Raw genomic sequence first — 19613 nt, forward strand, 5'->3', positions numbered from 1 at the left:
TTTGAATGTCTTTCTTATCATCATCGTACCATGTTTTTGAACCCTACAATTACAGCTTTTAGTTCAGGAATAGCATCGCTAATTGCTCCCATACCTTTGCTAGCAGCAGTCGATCCCGAAAATTCTCCGATCGTCCTCAGCGGAGTTTTGCTCAGTTTAGTAGTGATTTATATCGCCAGTAAATTAGGCGCAGAAGTAGCTAGAAACTTCGATTTGCCCCCGGTTTTGGGTGAATTGGTAGCAGGGGTAATTGTCGGGGTGTCTGCTTTACACCTGATCGTTTTTTCCGAAAGCGGGCTGTCAGCTTCAGACTCCGGGATTATGAGTGTTCTGCAATCGCTCAACCATCTATCCCCTGCCGCCCTTACCAGTGTCTTTGAGTCGCAGAGTGAAGTCATTTCTGTGCTCGGTGAATTAGGCGTAATTATTCTGCTGTTTGAAATTGGCTTAGAGTCCGATCTCAATCAATTAAAACAAGTCGGAGTTCAAGCCGTCGTTGTCGCCTGTGTAGGCGTGGCTGTTCCCTTTGCAGCGGGTACCGTTGGGTTGATGGTGCTGTTTCACACTCCGGCAATTCCAGCGATTTTTGCAGGTGCGGCTTTGACAGCAACCAGCATCGGAATTACCTCAAAAGTGTTGTCTGATTTAGGACAACTGACATCTAAAGAAGGTCAAATTATTGTCGGTGCGGCGGTGATTGATGATGTGCTGGGAATTATTGTCCTAGCTGTTGTCGCTAGCTTAGCTAAAACTGGTGAAATTGATGTTGTTAATGTCATCTATTTGATTGTCAGCGCCACTGTATTTCTGTTAGGTTCGATTCTGTTGGGTGGTGTCTTCGACAAAACCTTCTCGGCGGTGGTTTGCCAACTCAAAACTCGCGGCAATATTATCATCCCAGCTTTTATTTTCGCCTTATTCATGGCATTTCTGGGCAACGCAATTCATCTGGAAGCGATTTTGGGTGCGTTTGCGGCTGGTTTGGTGTTGGATAAAAGCGATGCGCGCAATGAGTTGGATGAATTGGTGAAACCCATCTCCGATGTAGTTGTGCCCATCTTTTTTGTGACGGTGGGAGCACGGGCGGATTTGGGAGTTTTGAACCCAGCGATAGCCGACAATCGCGCCGGCCTTTTAATCGCTGCTTTCTTGATTGTGGTGGCGATTATTGGCAAAATTGTGACAGGTTGGGTGGTGTTCGGTGTGCCCGGAATCAATCGATGGGCGATCGGAGTTGGGATGATTCCTCGGGGCGAAGTCGGTTTGGTTTTTGCCGGAATTGGTTCGGCGAGTGGGGTGTTGGATAAGCCGTTGGAAGTCTCGATTATTATCATGGTGATTCTGACGACTTTCTTGGCGCCGCCGTTTTTGCGGATTGCTTTTGGCGATTCAGTAGTACCTCCTGGTACGGGGGAACCCACGAGCAAACAAATCGTTTGATTTAGGGGAATTTGAGTTCAGGGCGATCGGCTGATTTGGAGACACAAATACAGCAGCAAGATACCGGAATTATTCAAAAATTCGGGTATCTTGCATCAACTTGTTTTACATTAAAATATTATCTAGAGCATCGGAATTATGTCCCGCCTATCTTCCACTCTTTTGTTTGCTTTTTTATTACTATTTCCCACGGTCACTCTCGCTCAAATCGTCCCCGATAATACCCTTGGTTCTGAAAGTTCCCGTACAGTTTCCGACACCATCAATAACCTACCATCCGATCGCATTGAAGGCGGTGCAACTCGCGGCCCTAACTTATTTCACAGTTTCCGCGAATTTAACGTGGGTGAAGGCAGAGGCGCTTATTTTACCAATCCTAACGGCATTGCTAATATTTTTACCCGCGTTACAGGTGGCAATTCTTCCAATATTTTAGGAACATTAGGAGTACAAGGAAAAGCCAACTTATTCTTACTCAACCCGAAAGGAATTATCTTCGGTTCCAATGCGCGGTTAGATTTGCGCGGCTCGTTTATCGGTTCGAGTGCGGATAGTATTGTTTTTAACAACGGCTTTGAATTTAACAGCAACAACCCCCAAACAGTAACGTTATTAGCAATTAATATTCCTGTAGGTTTGAGATTTCGAGAAAATCCCGGTACAATTGTCAATACTTCGCAAGCAATCGGCCCCACACCAACCTTACCGCCACTGCCCGTACAAATTCCCGTTTCTAACAAACTTGGTTTAGCAGTAGACCCCGGGCAAACTTTAGCCTTAGTTGGTGGAGATATTCAACTACAAGGAGGGAATTTAACAGCTTATACTGGACAAATATTACTAGGAAGTGTGAAAAGTCCCGGTTTAGTGCAATTTGAACCAACAGCTTTAGGTCTGAATTTAAACTATGGCAATATTCAGAACTTCGGCAACATTCAAATGAACGGTGCATTTATAAATACCAGCGGATTAGGAGGTGGAAAAATTGATATTAGAGGTGGAAATGTCACTGTCAGTAGTTCGGGAATTTATAGCCTGACGCTGGGAAATATTGATGGCAGAAGTATTGATATTAATGCTCAAAACTTGCGAGTAGATAAAGGGTCGCAAATTGCCACCGCCACACTGGGAGATGGGAAGGGGAACAATTTAAACATCCGCGCTACTGACTCAGTAGAAATGAGCGGGCTGGGAATTGAAGGCTATCAGCGGTTGTACGGCCAATATCTAGCCTCTGGATCCTTCAACCCTTTTGACCCGCAAATTATGCTGAGTGCTGGTACTGCTGGTAGTGGAGCCGCTGGAAATATTAACATTGACACTCCTCGGCTGCTGCTGCGCGATGGGGCACTGGGCGGCACCAGTACCTTTAGTGCTGCAAATGCCGGAAATCTGAATATCCGTGCTAACACCGTCGAATTGATCAGTTCAGTGCTCAACAGCGGCACAACTCGCGGAAGTACCGGCCAAGGCGGAAATATAACTGTTGACGCACAACGGTTAATCATGCGCGATGGAGCCAGTCTTGTCGGCATCAGCCGTAGTGATGGAGCATCGGGGAATATCGCGATTAAAACGAATGAATCTGTAGAATTGTCGGGGAGTCTGGGTGGAGTTACGGCGCAAACTACTCTGGCTACTAGCTCTTTCGATGGGAATGGGAAAGCTGGGGATATTACGATCGACACTAAGCGGCTGAGTGTTTCGGATGGATCTGTAATTACTTTATCGACGGGTGCGATTTTTGGTGAAAGCGTGTTTTCTGCCCGTGGGGGGCCCGGAGGAAATTTAACTGTGAGAGCGTCAGAGTCGATCGAAGTGAGTGGCGAATCAGGAGTTTTGGGGACTGCGGGCTACAGACTTAGTGTTATTGGCTCTGAAACTTCAAGCTCTAGTCGGGGTGGAGATATCCGCCTCTCTACACCCAGGCTCACTGTGCGAGGTGGGGGCATTATTACTGCGGGTTCTTTGAGTGCAGCAGATGCGGGAGATATTACGATTAATGCCGATCGTCTAGAAGTGCAAGGCATGGCGAGTAACGGTGGCTTCAGAAGTAGAATTGAGGCTTCGACTGGCAAAGCGTACACTGTTGTCAATCCCAACGCTACGGGGAATGCAGGTTCGCTAAATCTGAATGTTAATCGATTGATTGTCCGGGATGGAGCCACAGTGACTGTTCAGGCTTTGGGAACGGGAAGGGCTGGTAATATTAATGTGGTTGCAAAGTCGATCGCCCTGGATAACAAAGCCAGCATTGACGGTACAACTGTCTCCGGTACTGGGGCAAATATTAATCTGCGATCGCGAGATATCCAGTTGCGGCGTGGCAGCAGAATTACAACGGATGCAGGTAGTTCTGACGGTGGAAACATCAGAATTAATAGCGATATTTTGGTAGCTTTACCGCGAGAAAATAGCGACATTACAGCTAATGCTCGCACAGCTACTGGAGGACAAGTTGCGGTGAATGTACCGAATATCTTTGGTTTTACGAGCGTTAATCGCGAAGAAGCTAGAAGCAGTTTAGGACTGACTGATGCTGAATTTGCCAACTTACAAGTGAATCCAACTTCTTTAATTCCCACTAGCGACATCGCAGCTATTTCTCAACAGGCTGGCCCGGCTTTGCAAGGGGCAGTAACGTTTAGCACTTCTGGTGTCAATCCGGCTCAAGGATTGGTAGAATTGCCACAAAATGTTATCTCTCCAGAGGCATTAATCGTAGCTAATCCTTGCACTCAAGGGGCGGTAAGTGAGTTTACTATTACTGGTAAAGGAGGAATACCTGCGAACCCAAATGATTTGCTCAGCAGCGATTCTACCCAGTTTAGTTGGGTGGAACCGGCCGTAGGTGGAAGTCAGAATCTACAGGCTACAAAGGCAGAAATAGAAATTCCGCCCCAGCCAGTGATTCCCGCTCAAGGCTGGGTGATGAATGCTGATGGACAAATAACGCTTGTAGCATACAATCAAACGGCTCAGGTTCGGCAGCGATTGAAACCTGCTTTGCCTGTTTGCCCGGAGCGCTGAAATGCTTTATTCTCCCTCTGCGTTCTCTGCGGTTAAATCATCGCCATGCAGGAAACGACATAAAAGGACACTCCAAGAGCCTTTCTTCGTGTCAACTTAAGCCTGAAACCTTTGATAAATATCGTTTTTACCATGGTTCAGATCCCCCTAAATCCCCCGCATCGTTGCGGGGACTTTGAGAAGAATCTTGTCCCCCCCGACTATCCGGGGGGTTAGGGGGGATCTAGATTTAATAGTCAAATAACAGTCTCTGACTAGGTTTGACCTTAAGTTGACACCAATAGGCTCTTGGAGTGTCCCGACAAATCTCGCCCGAAATTAACCAGGTTTGCGATTACTTAACAAACAGCATTTCTTGATAAGTAGGCAGCGGCCACAAATCATCAGCCACTTCAGCTTCCAAAGCATCAACATACTGACGAACCTCATCCATCAAAGGACGAATGGTTTGCGAAGCAAACTGCATATGCTCTTCAGTTGTAGCAAAATCGTGCTTGCCCAAAGCATCACTCAACTTGCTCGCAGTATCCATCATCGACTTAACCAGCGTCGCGACTTTTTCAGCAGTTGCCTTTTCTAATTCAATGCCAATCTCTTTCAAGCCAGCAATTGTGTTAGAAAGATCCGACAAATATCTCACCGCTGCCGGATAAATCATTGTTTTGGAAATGCTGCCGACCAGTTTTGCTTCGACTTCAATAGCCAGTATATACTGCTCTGCATACACATCAAAACGGCTTTCCAATTCAACCGGAGTCAGAACGCCTGTCTTTTCAAACAAGTCCTCAATGTATTCTGCCTTCAATACGGGCAAAGCATCGGCGGTAGTCCGCAAGTTAGCTAAACCGCGTTCTTCAACGGCCATTTTGTGCCATTCTTCAGAATAGCCGTTGCCGCCAAATACTACGGCGCCGTGTTCGTCCATCACTTCTTTCAAGAGTGTTTGGATGGCAGCATTCAGTTCAGTTCCCTTAGCCAAATCGCTTTCTAATTTGTTAGCAACCCAGTCTAAAGAATCGGCAAGAATTGTATTCATCGCGACCAGCGGGCCGGAAACAGATTGACCCGAACCTACTGCGCGGAATTCAAAGCGGTTTCCAGTAAAGGCAAAGGGCGAAGTCCGGTTTCTGTCACCGGCATCTTTTATGAAAGTAGGCAGTGTTTCTACGCCTAAATTCATGATTCCGCGACCTTGAGAACCCTTAACTCCGCCCTGGCGAATTTGCTCGAAGATATCTTCTAATTGCGAACCCAAATAGACAGAGATAATCGCTGGCGGAGCTTCATTTGCACCCAAGCGGTGGTCGTTGCTAGCAGTTGCAACTACTGCGCGCAACAAGGGGCCGTATTTGTGAACGCCGCGAATTACAGCGCCACAGAAAACTAGGAATTGGACGTTCGAGTGGGGTGTATCGCCGGGGTCTAATAAGTTGCCTTGGGTGGCGTTACCGACTGACCAGTTGACGTGTTTGCCGGAACCGTTGATTCCTGCGAAAGGCTTCTCGTGCAGCAAGCACATAAAACCATGTTTCTTCGCTGTGTTGCGTAGAATTGTCATGGTCAATTGTTGGTGGTCGCTGGCGACGTTTGCTGCTTCAAAAACTGGTGCAATTTCAAACTGACCGGGTGCTACTTCGTTGTGGCGGGTTTTGGCAGGAATGCCCAGGCGGTACATTCTTTCTTCAACTTCTTGCATGAAGACTTGAACGCGCTCTGGGATTGCTCCAAAATAGTGGTCGTCAAATTGCTGACCTTTGGCTGGAGGTTTGCCGAACAGGGTGCGACCTGCTAATAGTAAATCGGGGCGGCTGTTGGCGAAGTTGGAATCTATTAGGAAGTATTCTTGCTCGGAACCGCAACTGGAATTCACGGGAGCTACTTCGGTATTTCCTAACAGTTTTAAGACTCTGGTTGCTGCTTTGTTCATGGCAGCAATGGAGCGCAAAAGCGGGGTTTTCTTGTCTAGGGCTTCACCTGTCCAGGAGATGAAAACAGTGGGAATGCACAATGTCATGCCGTTGTCTGTTTCCATGACATAGGCGGGGCTGGTGACATCCCATGCTGTGTATCCGCGAGCTGCTGCGGTGGAGCGAATTCCGCCGTTGGGGAAGGAGGAACCGTCGGGTTCGCCTTGTACTAGCAGTTTACCTGCAAATTCTGAGATGACGGAGCCGTCGCTTTGGACGGAGATGAAACCGTCGTGTTTTTCGGCGGTGCTGTTGGTTAGCGGGTAAAATACGTGGGCGTAGTAGAGGGCTCCTTTGGAAATCGCCCAATCTTTCATTGCTACTGCCACGACATCGGCTACGGAAGGATCGAGTGTTGTACCTGTTTGAATGGTATTTTTTACTGATTTGAAAATGCTTTTGGGCAGGCTTTCTTGCATTTTGCTCAGACTAAACACGTCTGTTGCCCACATTTCTTCTAACCGCTTGGGAGGCTTTGCAGGAGTTATTTGGCGGTTGACGATTTGAGAAATTGCTTGAATGCGCGATTCGTTTCCACTCATGGTTATTTTTATGCGAATTAGGGACAGGTAGCTGTGAAAAAATATAGGTTAGCGCAAGTCTAACCGTTGACGAATATGTTGGATTTACCAACATTTTTAGTCTGACCTAACTTTTTGGAGAATGCCTTGTTTGGCAGGCTCTCAAAGATTGGAGGAGCAAGGCGGAATCTCTTCGCCGTCCGTGTTGGTGAGAATCCGGTGTTCGATAGATGCGGTTGGATTTCGATTATTAGCAAGCAAATAGATGACTGGAGACTGTACTAATTTGAGTCAACATCGTAGATGTCGGCGCTGCACAGATTTACTGGCTAATTTTCACCCTGGTAAGCTCAAAAATTTTGTGCGAGTTAATTCCTATGAATTCTGGTCAAAACTACTTATGGTTTTTAATGGTTCGACGATCGCTAAATCGCAGTCCAGCAAACAACGCACTCGTTTAGCGTTTTGGGGAATTATGGAGAGTACACAATCTACACTTGGAAATTGTAAACAATCATTAAGGAAATAAATGTATCGTAGACTACAGAATTTTAGTTTTTTTTGCCAACGGACGATCGCCCGATCGCGCATAACGGCAGAATTTGAGTTGTAGGGTGTGTCAGCAGCGCGTTATTTTATCCAGAATTGAGGGTTCAAAGCTGACGCACCTACTTCATGTCATGTCTGTTAAATTGCGCGCGATCGAATTTTGTCGTGTGGTGGGGGCGGGTTTATGGATATTGTTGGTTTGAGTCAGAGATTGTTTGTGAACGCCCCTACAAGCATTTTGATTCATTCACTGGCTCTGATATCAGATTATAAAATAAACTTCTATTGAATTGCGCGCGATCGAATTTTGTCGTGTGGTGGGGGCGGGTTTATGAGATTGTTGGTTTGAGTCAGAGATTGTTGGTTAACCGGCCCCTACAAGCATTTTGATTATTTTACTAGATAAACCTCATTTGATTTTTGCTTTCGCCGCCCTCGACTCGATTGTAAATCCGGGAATATCTTGTAATTCTGTGGCGCTCAAACTGTACTGTTCGCAAACCAAACTTAAGCGAGTCCCGCTACTTTTTACGGCGTTGACTGAGTGTGTCAAATCTCCTTGAAAATAGATCAGTGAATTGACTTGTGGCTTAATCTGTCCGACTTGCTGTTTGTTGCGCCGGAGTATCAATTCTCCGCCTTGCAAATTTGGGGGAACTTGTACGTACAAAACGCTGACGGCGGCGGGAGGTTCAACCGTTTTGCAGTACGATCGCAAAGATCGATCGATATGCGGATCGACGCGGGAACCTTCGCCCAGAAGCAGGGGATTGAGGTAAAAAGCGTTGCATTCCGGCTGTAATGCTTGGTCTAGATAGGGTTTGAACAACGGGAATCGGCGCTCGACTTCGGCGATTTGAGCGCGCCCAAATACCACGGAAAAGCCTTTTGTGCCGATGAAATCGCGGTTGAGGTTGTTGGTTGCAAAGTAAGGTGAGGCGAGAATTGCTCCTCGTAAGTCGTTGAGATAGTCGATCGAGAAAGCGTTAGGATGTTGGCTGTAGTATTTCAAGGCGCTCAAAAATCATCAAAGTTTAAAAGTTTAACGGAAACAGCGGATAGGAATGCAGCAATTGCTCAGACTTGGGAAAAGCTTAGTTCCTCGCGCAGGATATGCGGAAGTTTTGCGAATTAATAGTAACACGAAGGGAACAATCAGCACAAGCTCCAACGGGAATGGCCGGACTTTGCTGGATCGAGGTTTTTGCATTAGTTGTTGTATGTAATATCGTTTCCGCTTGGATCGGAATGATTTAACCGCAGAGAATACAGAGAAAGGGAAGAGAGAGATAAATACAGGACGATGTTAACGGATTTGATATAAATCGTCGATCGAGAACGACTATTACAACTCTAGCTTGCAGTAAATTTTGCCGATCGTCCAAAACGCGATTGTTGTTTGCTAATTCCCAAAGTGCGATCGATTGACATAGGTTAAAAGTTATATAGAAATCCTAAATCATTTGTGAATTTCTTACTCCCTCCCCTTAATAAGGGGAGGGTTGGGGTGGGGTAAAAAAACTTTACGAGTCATTTAGGACTGCTATAGTCGATCGCATAAGCTACCTTAAGAAAATTATGCGTTTCTTTCGTTTTGGCTGTCTTGGTATTTTAGGCTTGTTAATTATCCTCTCGGTTGCCCCCGGACAAATTATGAAATTGGGTATTCGCACGGCCGAATTTAGTCCTGATGGCAAATATTCGATCGCGATTCTCAGATATCCAATGCTGTTTTCTATGCCCGGTGGAGGAAGCGATGCCCCCTGCGATGTATTTCTGTTCGATGCGGCTGGAAGAGAGTTGAATAGTAGAAGTGTGGAGATGGTGCAACTTGTGTCTGTGCACTGGCAGGGCGATCGGGTGAGAATTGGGGATATGTTAGATGAATGGAAATTGCCCAAAATAGATAATATCAACATTTTGCTGTTTAGTGCTGCTTACACGGGCGATCGCGCAGCAGTCGAAAAGCTCTTGGCAAAAAATGCAGATATCCATTTCAAGACTTATTTAAACCAAACACTGTTACACGCGGCTGCTTTTGGCCCGAATCAGGCAATTGTACAGTTGTTTCTCCAAAAAGGATTGGATGTAAGGGCTCTCGACAAATCAGGACAAACGCCCCTGCACGCGGCGGCTGCTGGACGGGGTAGCGGGGCGATCGACCTTTTAATCGCCAGCGGTGCAGACATGGAGGCGATCGATCTCCCCCGTCACGATACTGGACAAACAGCACTCAACATCGCAGCAGATAGGGGCAATTCTCAAGCAATGAAAGCCTTGATCGAGCGAGGCGCCAAGGTGAATGACAGCACCTTTTTTTCTGTAATCAAGAGGTTTAAGTCTGAAAAAACGAAGCAAGAGATAATTGAATTACTGCTCGATCATCAAGCTGAAGTACCATCAGGTTTACTTTACAGCGCTGTCTCCCATCGAAATATCGAGATTGTAAAATTATTGATCGATCGCGGTGCTGATGTGAACGAACCAGATCCTTACGATAATACTACTCTGTTGATGAGAATTGTGCAACCCCATACTGGTATCTCTCCGCAATTAAAACCTGCCTTAGTGAAGTTATTTCTTGCAAAGGGTGCAGATGTGAACGCTCGAAATAAAAATGGTGCAACTGCCTTAAGTATTGCTTACAAATCATCCACTCCGGAGATTGTTAAGTTACTCCAACAGCACGGAGCTCAAAGATAAATCTGCGGTTTAAACCTATAGCGGTTATCAGAAAGATGAGGTATGTTGTTGGGCTTAAGCCCTCTTAGTCTAAGCGGTTATACCAGCTCTCTGACGTACCTCATCTTTTTGAGAAAGGCTATATTCTCAATAAATTTTCATCTGCCCAGGCGGATTTAGGAATAAACGAGATATGAAAGTCGTATTTTGTATGCGGTAGTCAGAGGGCTAAAGCCCAACAACGTACCTCATACCTCATCTTTAATCTGCCGAGGCGAATTTAGGAGTCAACGAGGTTTCAAAGTCGTATTTTGTATGCGGCAGTCAGAGGGCTCGCATCCCAACAACGTACCTAATCTTTCTGATAACCGCTATACATTTTAGGGATTTGTATTTATATCAAATCTGGCTGTACCGCAACAAAGTCTGACGCCAATTTCAGGGCATCTTCGCGAGTCGCAATTCTCCCTTCCACCCGCGCTAATTGAATCTCCATTAACAATTGACCGATGCGCGGACTTCTGGGAATATTCAAAGATTCCATTAACTCATTGCCGCTCACTAATTGTGTGGGATGGGCGACTATATCACCGGCATCGAGATAGCGATTAATTAACAGTGCAATCTCCTCAACCGCAATTCCCGCTGCCATGGCTAAAACTGCTAAAATTGGAAATACTATTCCCACGTCGCGAAACAAGAAATACTGTTCTCGTAAGGACATTTCTGCAATCGGTTGTGCTTGAAGTTGTGGCAAATATTTCAAAAGCTCGATCGCACTTTTAATCTCTGCATTGCTGTACTTCAACCGCAGCAACTCGGTTTCAGCAATTGTCGGGTCGGAATTTGCCAAAACAGCCAACTTCCCGATCGCCAACAACGGCGTTTTAATTGTATCCCGAATCGATCGCCCAAACTCTTTCCCCAACTCCGGGTAAATTGCCGCCAATTCAGCAGCACACGCGTCGATTTTTGTCAAAATATCGAAACGGTCGATCGCACTTGCAAACCAAATCGAAAATAACCCATCTTCGCAACCCTTACAAATCCAAGGAACACCGTTATTATTGCTCAACAAATAACCCAATTCTGTCCGCACCCGTTCCACCGCCACCCGACTCAACAGCGGCGCCAATTCCCGAATCGCCTGCAAAGTTTCCGGTTCGATCGCAAAACCCAACTGTGCTGCTTGGCGGTAAGCTCTTAATAACCTCAGCGGATCGTCCTCTAAATTCGATCGCGAAATCATCCGCAGCAAACCCAACCGCAAATCAGTTTGACCGTCCAAAGGATCGATGATTTCTCCGGTAAAAGGATTGCAGGCGATAGCATTACTCCGAAAATCCCGGCGCAGCAAATCCTCCTCCAGACTCCCGCCAAAAGCCTGGGCAAAATCCACCGTACCGCCCGCAAACACCACCCGCGCAATCTGTCGTTCCGCATCCAACAACACAAATCCGCCTTTCGTGCGATCGGCAATTTTTCTAGCAGTTTTCACCGCCCGTGCTAACATAACGAAATCCAAATCAAAATAGTGCGATCGGCGGCCCAGCAGCGCATCCCGCACCGCGCCGCCCACCAAATAAACAGGCGGTGTCAGCAGTTCCAAATCGAACGGCCAAGTCTCAGGAGATAACGCAGGTGGCAAATTCATCGGCATCGCAACAAAAATCTACTTTCCTTACAAACAATAAAACTCTTGCTACGCTAGATTAACAGAAAGCTCAAAATTCACCAATCTTTTTGAAATGCACAGAGGATATCAAGAATGTGTATTTGTATTAACTGCCACTATGTAGACCGCTGCTTCACCTACCACGCCGTAGAAGGACAGCACGAACAAATCCACCTCACCGAAACACCCGATTTCGACCCCGTAGAACCCACCATCAACGTCAACATCCGCCCCCGTCAAGACGAAGTAGAAATGGAATGGGATGTAGTCGGGTGTCAAAGTTTTAAGCAAGAGACCGGCAAATGGGCCAAATTGCGGCCCGGCGAACTTGTACCAACTTGAGTCAGTTGACTGTTGACTGTTGACTGTTGACTGTTGACAGTTGACTGTTGACAGTTGTTAGTTATTAGTTATTAGTTGTTAGTAGACCGTAGACATTTGACCTGTGGTAGGGGCGGTGCCCCCGTGCCCGCCCTCTTCGTTAACAGTTGGTATTTTTTAGTTCCAATTCCCGATGTCCGATGTCCGATGCCCGATGCCCAATTCCCAATTCCCAATTCCCAATTCCCCATTCCTAAATCTAAAATCTAAAATCTAAAATCTAAAATCCAATGTCCTATTGCTTAAACCCAACTTGTCACAATCCGCAGAACCAAAGTGATGCAGAATTGTGCCAAAGTTGCGGCTCAAAATTGTTGTTAGCTAACGAACAATCGCCATCAGCATCTCGCTACCGTAGCATAAGGGCGATCGCACAAGGAGGCTTCGGCAGAACTTTCCTAGCAGTTGATGAAACCAAACCCCAGAATTTTGCACAGTGCGTCATCAAGCAATCTTTACCGCCCAACACCGCAGCCGAAAAAGCCTCTCAACTATTTCACCAAGAAGCAGCCCAGCTAGAAACCTTGGGGAAACATCCCCAAATTCCCGAATTAATCGCGCATTTTGAACAAGAGGGAAGACAATATTTAGTACAAGAATTTATAGACGGCAAAAATTTAGCTCAAGAATTAGAACAAAAAGGAGCATTCACCGAAACCCAAATTCGGCAAATCCTCAACGATTTATTGCCAGTGATCCACTTTGTCCACAAATCCAAAGTCATTCACCGCGATATCAAGCCCGAAAATATCATTCGCCGCCGCCTATCTCCCGCCCCTTTACCCGCCTTAGAAAATTCCTATCAACCCTCTCCTTTCCAAAAAGATATCGTTTTAGTAGACTTTGGTGCAGCAAAGAAAGTAACAGCAACCGGATTGCCACAAACTGGTACAATCATCGGCAGCGCTGCTTATACAGCCCCAGAACAATTGATGGGAAAAGCAGTTTTTGCTAGCGATATCTACAGTTTGGGTGTTACTTGCATTCACTTGCTGACTCACATTCCTCCCTTCGACTTGTTCGACAGCGCCGAGGATTCTTGGGCTTGGCGAAATTATTTGAAGAGTGCTGTTAGCGACGATTTCGGCCGCATCCTCGATACGATGCTCCAAAGTGCCACAAACCGGCGCTACAGTTCAGCATCCGCAGTCATCCGGCAGTTGAACCCCAAGCCGGTCTATTTAGACGTGCAGCCCGTGTTGGATGCGCCGGAAACAGGCGCAGAATCCAAGCCTGCACTGGCGCCCGCACCTGCGCTTTTCAGTCGGGAACAGCAAGCCGAAATTCAGGAAGCTTTACAAGAGGCGATCGCCCCGTACAATGTTACAATCCAAATCAGTCAAGCCAAGCAAAAGCTCAATATCGTCATCAACAGAACCGAAGACAATCCCGTTTACTATCCGCACTTATCCCAAATAATTGCCACCAAACTCACCGCTTTGCAGTTAAACAAAGTCGCAGCCATTAAGCTGTTGGGAAGAGTCAACAATTCTCGCGTCCCCGAGTGGAAGGAAGTATTGCAAATCGATCCCAAAATTCAATTGAAAAACAAACTCCTGCGGCTGCAACACAATCAATTAGCCAAGAAAATCGCCCCAGTTGTTACCCAAGAATTTTGGCTTCCGAAGTTGAAAACTCAGGATTTCTGGCTCGATTCGCTCATGTTTGCTTTAGTTTGGTTTATATTTGGCTCTCAAATAGTCATTTTTAATTCTTGGTTCGCGCTCATAGTTGCATCCGGTTTTATGGTTGTCAAACATCAAGTTTCTCAAGACAAAGAATTTGCGAACAAGAATTTATTTGCAAGTTTAGTAGTGCTGTTTTTACTAACTGGTGGCATGGGCAATTCCAGGATTTTAAACACGGGAATATTTGGCATTTTATTGGGTTGCTTGGTTGTGGCATTGCCACTGTTTTTTGTGAAGGAAAATTATCAGTAATCGTGAATAGCAATCCCCAAGACGGAACATTAGTAAAAAAATACGGCTTAGCGTTGCACACCTCAACACCCGAATTAGGTTTAGCAATCAGCAATTTTTCCGGCGATTATCGCTGCCAAACTTGGAATTTGGGCCGCAGTTTAGCAACGGATTTACACCAGCATTTAGTAGAGTTTATCACGCCACAAACTTGGGCAGATTTGGCTTTTATTGCAGTGGCAAAGGGGCCCGGAGGTTTTACGGGGACTCGCATGGGTATGGTGACAGCGCGAACTTTGGCTCAACAGTTGAATATTCCGGTTTTTACCATTTCAACTTTGGCGGCTGTTGCTTGGTTGCACCCCCAATCCAGGGCGGGTACGGGGGAGCTTTTGGAATTAGAACCCCCCCAACCCCCCCTACAATCGGGGGGGCTTTTGGAATTAGAACCCCCCCTACAATCGGGGGGGCTTTTGGAATTAGAACCCCCCCTACAATCGGGGGGGCTTTTGAGAGAAGATATTGCGCTGCAAATGCCTGCACAGCGGGGGCAATTATTTGGCGCTGTTTATGCAGTTAACAGTAATTGGGGTGTAACAGAGTTGTTTTCTGATGCAGTAATGACGGCGGAATCTTGGCAGGAAAAGTTGGCAAGTTGGGGAAGTTCCTATCAGTTGATTGAAGTTGGCAGCGAGTTGGGTTCGTCGGTTGCTGGCGTGTTGGATTTGGCTTATTTGGAGTGGCAACAAGGAAGTCGCCCGGATTGGTGGGATGCTTTGCCTTATTACGGGCAACATCCCGTACAGGGGCAATGAATATTGGGAATAGGGCATTGGGAATAGGGCATTGGGCATTATTTCGTTTCAGTTAAATCAACTTGTAGAGTGCGTTTTTTTTCGGACTATGCCCGATGCCCTCTTTGCCCGATGCCCGTAAATGATTTATAAGCAATTAAGCAGACTTGATATCATTGTTTATTTAAGGGCGATACAAAGTTCGAGGCAAAATGTTAATGTCAGCGGATCTGGGTTTTCGGTTCGCAATTGGTCGATTTCATCAGGATTGCAGCCGCGAGATTCCATAAAAGCGAGCATCCAGCTAGTTAGTGTATCAATATCAATATATTTTGCTCCGAGACATTCGGGACAAGTTTCTCCGTTGACAGTACCTGTGCCTTCGCACTCAGGGCAATCCCAGTGGGTGTTTATCGGATTGGATTCGATTAGGCTGTTGCTCATTTTAGGCAAAAGTTCGATCGCACTACTCGTTCAGTTTAGCAATTCCGGCAAAATGTCGATCGCCCTCACTTCTTCCTACCTTTACACCAAGCGGGCTAAAGACTAAGATCGAAGCAAATACAAAAGGGGTATTTATGTTCGATCGCGCTCAATGGTTTTTGGCTGGAATGTCGCCCAATAATATGGCGGCTTTTCTGCTGCAAGGAGAGTGGAAATGATATAATAGTTAAAGGTTCTCAGAGGTAAAATCCATGAAAATTACTCTCAAGCCCGATCAGGAAAAGTTCATAGAAGCACAAGTTACAAGTGGCAGATATCCTTCACCGGAGGAGGTAATCGCAGCGGCATTAGAACTATTAGCCGAAAACAGCGAGACAAAAAAAAGCAATAGCTATCAAAAATGGGTTGAAGAAACTCGCCCCAAAGTAGCAACAGGGATAGCTCAACTCGATCGCGGTGAAGGGATTGATGGAGAAATAGTCATCGCAAAATTGCAGGAAAAATTTCGCAAAATGCGGGAGAATCAAATATGAGTCGCTACATTGTTTCTCCAGAAGCTAGTCGCGATTTAGATGAAATTTCTGATTACTTTGCAGCTACCAATATTGAAGCCGGAGAAAAGTTTGTTGGGGAGTTCAATCGAAAGTGTCGCAATTTAATTAACTTTCCTAATATGGGTCGTAGTTACGAGGAACTAGCTGCTTCTGTGCGGGGGCTTCCTCTCATGGGTTACATTATTCTTTATCGGGCGATAGACAGTGGAATTGAAATTATCAGGGTGGTGAGGGGAGAACGGGATTTACCGCCGCTATTTTATGATGAGGATGAGTGACACAATGATTCGATCGCACTATTGGTTTAGTTTGGCAATTTAAGAAAAATATTGCTCCCTGACTTCTTCCTGCATTTACACCGAGCCCGCTAGTTATTAAGATTGAAAAAAATACAAAAGGGGTGGTTATGTTCGATCGCGCTCAATTGATTTTAGCTGGAATGTCGATCGCGCTTTCGCTTCATTTAAGTCAGCCAGCAGCAGCGATGCCCGTTGGCAAAGTCGAACAAACAGCACAAACTAACAGTATTGATGCTGCCTACTCAGCATTAAAAGAGGGACGGCTGCTCTACCAGCAAGGAACGGTAGAATCGAAAAAAAGTGCTTTAGCCCAGTTTGAAATAGCATTAAAATTGTTTCGGGAAGCGGGCGATCGTTCTGGAGAAGCTGTTACCCTCAGCAACATCGGTTTAGTTTACTCAGATTTAGGGGAACCGCAAAAAGCTTTAGAATATTACGATCGCTCCCTGCCCTTAAGTCGTGCCGTTGGCGATCGAGCGCAGGAAGCTGTTACCCTCAACAACATCGGTTTAGCTTACTCAAATTTGGGAGAACCACAAAAAGCTTTAGCAGCTTATAACCAATCCCTGCCTCTGAGTCGTGGCGTTGGCGATCGCTTTCAGGAAGCTATTACCCTCAACAACATCGGTGTAGTTTACTCAAACTTGGGAGAACAACAAAAAGCTTTAGAATATTACGATCGATCGCTTCCCCTGAGTCAAGCCACCGGCAATCGATTGCAAGAATCTAATACCCTCAACAACATTGGTTTAGTTTACTCAAAGTTGGGAGAACAACAAAAAGCTTTAGCAGCTTATAACCTATCTCTGCCCTTAAGTCGGGAAATCGGCAATCGCTTTCAGGAAGCTATTATCCTCAGCAACATCGGTTTAGCTTACTCAAATTTGGGAGAACCACAAAAAGCTTTAGCAGCTTATAATCAATCCCTATTTTTGAGTCAGGCCGTCGGCAATCGAGGGCAGGAAGCTATTACCCTAAATAACATCGGTTTAGTTTACTCAAATTTGGGAGAACCACAAAAAGCTTTAGCAGCTTATAACCAATCCCTACCTCTGAGTCGAGCCGTTGGCGATCGAGCGCAGGAAGCTATTACCCTCAACAATATCGGTTTAGTTTACTCAAATTTGGGAGAACCACAAAAAGCTTTAGCAGCTTATAACCAATCCCTACCTCTGAGTCGGGCTGTTGGCGATCGCTCGCAGGAAGCTATTACCCTCAACAACATCGGTTTACTTTCCTCAAATTTGGGAGAACCACAAAAAGCTTTAGCAGCTTATAACCAATCCCTACCTCTGAGTCGGGCCGTCGGCAATCGCTTTCAGGAAGCTATTACCCTCAACAATATTGGTGTAGTTTACTTACAATTAGAAGAACAACAGAAAGCACTAAAATATTACAGTCAGTCGCTTCTCCTGCGTCGGGCAGTAGGCGATCGCTCTGGAGAAGCTCTCACCCTTTACAGTATAGCTTTTCTCAAACGGACTCTCGGAAATCTTCCCGAAGCCATCAATAACATGGAATCTTCTATCCAAATAATCGAAAATCTCCGCACCAAAATTACCAGCCCAGAACTTCGCACCTCATACTTTGCCACAGTACAAAACTACTACGAATTCTACATCGATTTGTTAATGCAACTGCATAAAACTAATCCTAAATTCGGTTACGATACCAAAGCCCTAGAAGCCAGTGAACGTTCGAGGGCCCGCAGCCTCCTAGAACTCCTCCAAGAAAGTAATGCCAACATTCGCGAAGGCATTTCTCCCGATTTATTGCAACAAGAAAAGAGTTTGCAACAGCAATTAGACGCCACAGAAAAACGGCGCATCGAATTAATCAGCAGCCCCAATCCCAATGCAGATTTAGTTGAAGCGACCGACAAAAAACGCCTGGAATTACTGCAACAATACCAGCAAAATCAAACCCAAATTCGCAGCACCAGTCCCCGCTATGCTTCCCTCACTCAACCCCAACCTTTAACGCTGCCAGAAATCCAAAAACAGATTCTTGATGACAATACTATTTTATTGCAATATTCCCTCGGCGAAGACCGCAGTTATTTGTGGGTTGTGACAGCTACTGGAATCACCAGCTACGAACTTCCCAAACGCGCCGATATTGAAACAGCAGCCCGGAATTTCCGAAACACTGTAACTGACGGCCGTTACAGAGAGATACCGAAAAGAGTTGCCGAGGCAAGTACAGCTTTGAGTGAGTTAATTTTACAGCCAGCCTCCGCGCAGTTAGGACAAAAACGCCTATTAATTGTTCCCGACGGCGTGCTGCACTATACTCCTTTTGCAGCTTTATCACTGACACAGGCAGCAGAACAAAATGCTAGTAATTTCTTAATTGCCCGACATGAAATTATTACCTTGCCTTCCGCATCAACTCTCGGTATTCTCCGGCAAAATTACGCGGACAGAAAACAGCCAAGTCGAACTTTAGCAATTTTAGCCGATCCGGTTTTCAGTCTAGATGATGAAAGAGTCAAAGGTAAAGTTACTCAAGCAACGACCGAAAAGTTAGAATCAAATAACCTCGGTTTAAATCGATCCAGCCGCGCTTCCAATCTAGCATGGCCGCCCACACGCCTGCCTTTTACGCGCAAAGAAGCCGACATAATATTAAGTTTAGTACCTTCAGTTGCTAGAACTCAACAATTTGATTTTGCAGCCAGTCGCACTACCGCTACCGATCGCAGTTTAGCCAATTATCAAATCGTTCACTTCGCCACCCACGGCATCGCCAATAGCAAAAATCCCGAACTGTCAGGAATTATGATGTCGATGGTGGATGACAAGGGCAATCTTGTAAATGGCTTCTTGCGACTGAATGATATTTTCAACTTGAAACTGGCAGCAAATTTAGTCGTTTTAAGTGCTTGTCAGACAGGATTGGGGCAGAACATTCAAGGTGAGGGAATGGTGGGATTGACAAGGGGTTTCATGTATGCGGGGGCGCAGCGGGTAGCGGTGAGTTTGTGGAATGTGGACGATGAAGGAACTTCTTTATTGATGCAAAAATTTTATCAGAAAATGCTGCTACAAAAGTTACCACCTGCCGCAGCTTTGAGGGCGGCGCAGATGGAAATGATGCAGCAGGAACCATGGAAGTCTCCCTATTATTGGGCTGCTTTTACCCTTCAGGGCGAGTGGAAATGAAGTAATAGGAGATTTGAGATTGTAGGTGTGTTATGAACTTGTTAAGTTTAGCTGGAATGTCGATCGCGCCTACAATATGACTTTTATGAGTTCAAAGTTGTGAAATTTATGAATAGACTTTAAGTTCAGCCTGCCCTACAATGACGATCGAGTGGTGCGATCAGGTAAATCAACCGCATCAAAAACTATTATTG

At 45.8% G+C, this 19613-nt stretch carries 13 protein-coding genes; 9 read left to right on the plus strand and 4 right to left on the minus strand.

Going from position 1 to position 19613, the window contains the following annotated elements; genetic code table 11:
* The first annotated feature begins 30 nt into the window (after positions 1-30).
* Together QZW82_RS06655 and QZW82_RS06660 are read left to right on the plus strand one after the other, a co-directional pair.
* Positions 31-1440, plus strand: coding sequence for a cation:proton antiporter (locus tag QZW82_RS06655; protein WP_293146341.1), 1410 nt, complete (start codon positions 31-33; stop codon positions 1438-1440).
* Positions 1441-1578: 138 nt separating this feature from the next.
* Positions 1579-4470: an S-layer family protein gene (locus QZW82_RS06660; RefSeq protein ID WP_293146343.1), complete on the plus strand. Its 2892-nt coding sequence runs from the start codon at positions 1579-1581 to the stop codon at positions 4468-4470.
* A 334-nt stretch (positions 4471-4804) separates the two neighbouring features.
* On the opposite strand, the gene QZW82_RS06665 is transcribed toward QZW82_RS06660, so the two are convergent.
* Both QZW82_RS06665 and QZW82_RS06670 read right to left on the minus strand, forming a co-directional pair.
* Positions 4805-6979: a glutamine synthetase III gene (locus QZW82_RS06665; RefSeq protein ID WP_293146345.1), complete on the minus strand. Its 2175-nt coding sequence runs from the start codon at positions 6977-6979 to the stop codon at positions 4805-4807.
* 937 nt (positions 6980-7916) lie between these two features.
* Positions 7917-8528: a 2OG-Fe(II) oxygenase gene (locus tag QZW82_RS06670; protein ID WP_293146347.1), complete on the minus strand. Its 612-nt coding sequence runs from the start codon at positions 8526-8528 to the stop codon at positions 7917-7919.
* A gap of 557 nt (positions 8529-9085) precedes the next feature.
* On the opposite strand from QZW82_RS06670, the gene QZW82_RS06675 reads away from it, so the two are divergent.
* Complete coding sequence (locus QZW82_RS06675; protein WP_293146349.1) at positions 9086-10210, plus strand: ankyrin repeat domain-containing protein; 1125 nt, start codon at positions 9086-9088, stop codon at positions 10208-10210.
* A 373-nt stretch (positions 10211-10583) separates the two neighbouring features.
* On the opposite strand, the gene QZW82_RS06680 is transcribed toward QZW82_RS06675, so the two are convergent.
* Positions 10584-11849, minus strand: a complete 1266-nt coding sequence (locus QZW82_RS06680) for a CCA tRNA nucleotidyltransferase (protein WP_293146350.1) — start codon at positions 11847-11849, stop codon at positions 10584-10586.
* Positions 11850-11957: 108 nt separating this feature from the next.
* Here QZW82_RS06680 and QZW82_RS06685 point away from each other — a divergent pair, with 108 nt between their 5' ends.
* From QZW82_RS06685 to tsaB, 3 genes are all read left to right on the plus strand, one after another.
* Positions 11958-12206 carry a Ycf34 family protein gene (locus QZW82_RS06685; protein WP_293146353.1) on the plus strand — a complete coding sequence of 83 codons (249 nt, stop codon included), beginning with the start codon at positions 11958-11960 and terminating at the stop codon, positions 12204-12206.
* 269 nt (positions 12207-12475) lie between these two features.
* Positions 12476-14185 carry a serine/threonine-protein kinase gene (locus QZW82_RS06690; protein WP_293146355.1) on the plus strand — a complete coding sequence of 570 codons (1710 nt, stop codon included), beginning with the start codon at positions 12476-12478 and terminating at the stop codon, positions 14183-14185.
* 2 nt (positions 14186-14187) lie between these two features.
* A complete protein-coding gene (gene tsaB, locus QZW82_RS06695; protein WP_293146357.1) occupies positions 14188-14979 on the plus strand; it encodes a tRNA (adenosine(37)-N6)-threonylcarbamoyltransferase complex dimerization subunit type 1 TsaB in 792 nt (263 codons plus the stop codon).
* Positions 14980-15138: 159 nt separating this feature from the next.
* Here the strand turns inward: tsaB and QZW82_RS06700 are convergent, their stop codons facing one another.
* Positions 15139-15402, minus strand: coding sequence for a hypothetical protein (locus QZW82_RS06700; RefSeq protein WP_293146359.1), 264 nt, complete (start codon positions 15400-15402; stop codon positions 15139-15141).
* 251 nt (positions 15403-15653) lie between these two features.
* Between QZW82_RS06700 and QZW82_RS06705 the strand changes: the two genes are divergently transcribed.
* From QZW82_RS06705 to QZW82_RS06715, 3 genes are all read left to right on the plus strand, one after another.
* A complete protein-coding gene (locus QZW82_RS06705) occupies positions 15654-15935 on the plus strand; it encodes a type II toxin-antitoxin system ParD family antitoxin (RefSeq protein WP_293146361.1) in 282 nt (93 codons plus the stop codon).
* Positions 15932-16234: a type II toxin-antitoxin system RelE/ParE family toxin gene (locus tag QZW82_RS06710; RefSeq protein WP_293146363.1), complete on the plus strand. Its 303-nt coding sequence runs from the start codon at positions 15932-15934 to the stop codon at positions 16232-16234. Before QZW82_RS06705 ends, QZW82_RS06710 begins: the two co-directional genes overlap by 4 nt.
* Before the next feature lie 128 nt (positions 16235-16362).
* A complete protein-coding gene (locus QZW82_RS06715) occupies positions 16363-19419 on the plus strand; it encodes a tetratricopeptide repeat protein (RefSeq protein ID WP_293146365.1) in 3057 nt (1018 codons plus the stop codon).
* Positions 19420-19613 lie beyond the last annotated feature (194 nt).

Source organism: Microcoleus sp. bin48.metabat.b7b8b9.023 (genome assembly GCF_013299185.1).
In the GTDB taxonomy this organism is placed as follows: Bacteria; Cyanobacteriota; Cyanobacteriia; order Cyanobacteriales; family Microcoleaceae; genus Microcoleus.

What these genes read in the sequence shown, in the direction of transcription:
- QZW82_RS06665 (WP_293146345.1), bottom strand. Translation starts at nt 6,979, where the DNA reads ATGAGTGGAAACGAATCGCGCATTCAAGCAATTTCTCAAATCGTCAAC.
- QZW82_RS06710 (WP_293146363.1), top strand. Translation starts at nt 15,932, where the DNA reads ATGAGTCGCTACATTGTTTCTCCAGAAGCTAGTCGCGATTTAGATGAA.
- QZW82_RS06685 (WP_293146353.1), top strand. Translation starts at nt 11,958, where the DNA reads ATGTGTATTTGTATTAACTGCCACTATGTAGACCGCTGCTTCACCTAC.
- QZW82_RS06660 (WP_293146343.1), top strand. Translation starts at nt 1,579, where the DNA reads ATGTCCCGCCTATCTTCCACTCTTTTGTTTGCTTTTTTATTACTATTT.
- QZW82_RS06680 (WP_293146350.1), bottom strand. Translation starts at nt 11,849, where the DNA reads ATGCCGATGAATTTGCCACCTGCGTTATCTCCTGAGACTTGGCCGTTC.
- QZW82_RS06655 (WP_293146341.1), top strand. Translation starts at nt 31, where the DNA reads ATGTTTTTGAACCCTACAATTACAGCTTTTAGTTCAGGAATAGCATCG.
- QZW82_RS06675 (WP_293146349.1), top strand. Translation starts at nt 9,086, where the DNA reads ATGCGTTTCTTTCGTTTTGGCTGTCTTGGTATTTTAGGCTTGTTAATT.
- QZW82_RS06700 (WP_293146359.1), bottom strand. Translation starts at nt 15,402, where the DNA reads ATGAGCAACAGCCTAATCGAATCCAATCCGATAAACACCCACTGGGAT.
- QZW82_RS06715 (WP_293146365.1), top strand. Translation starts at nt 16,363, where the DNA reads ATGTTCGATCGCGCTCAATTGATTTTAGCTGGAATGTCGATCGCGCTT.
- QZW82_RS06705 (WP_293146361.1), top strand. Translation starts at nt 15,654, where the DNA reads ATGAAAATTACTCTCAAGCCCGATCAGGAAAAGTTCATAGAAGCACAA.
- QZW82_RS06690 (WP_293146355.1), top strand. Translation starts at nt 12,476, where the DNA reads ATGTCCTATTGCTTAAACCCAACTTGTCACAATCCGCAGAACCAAAGT.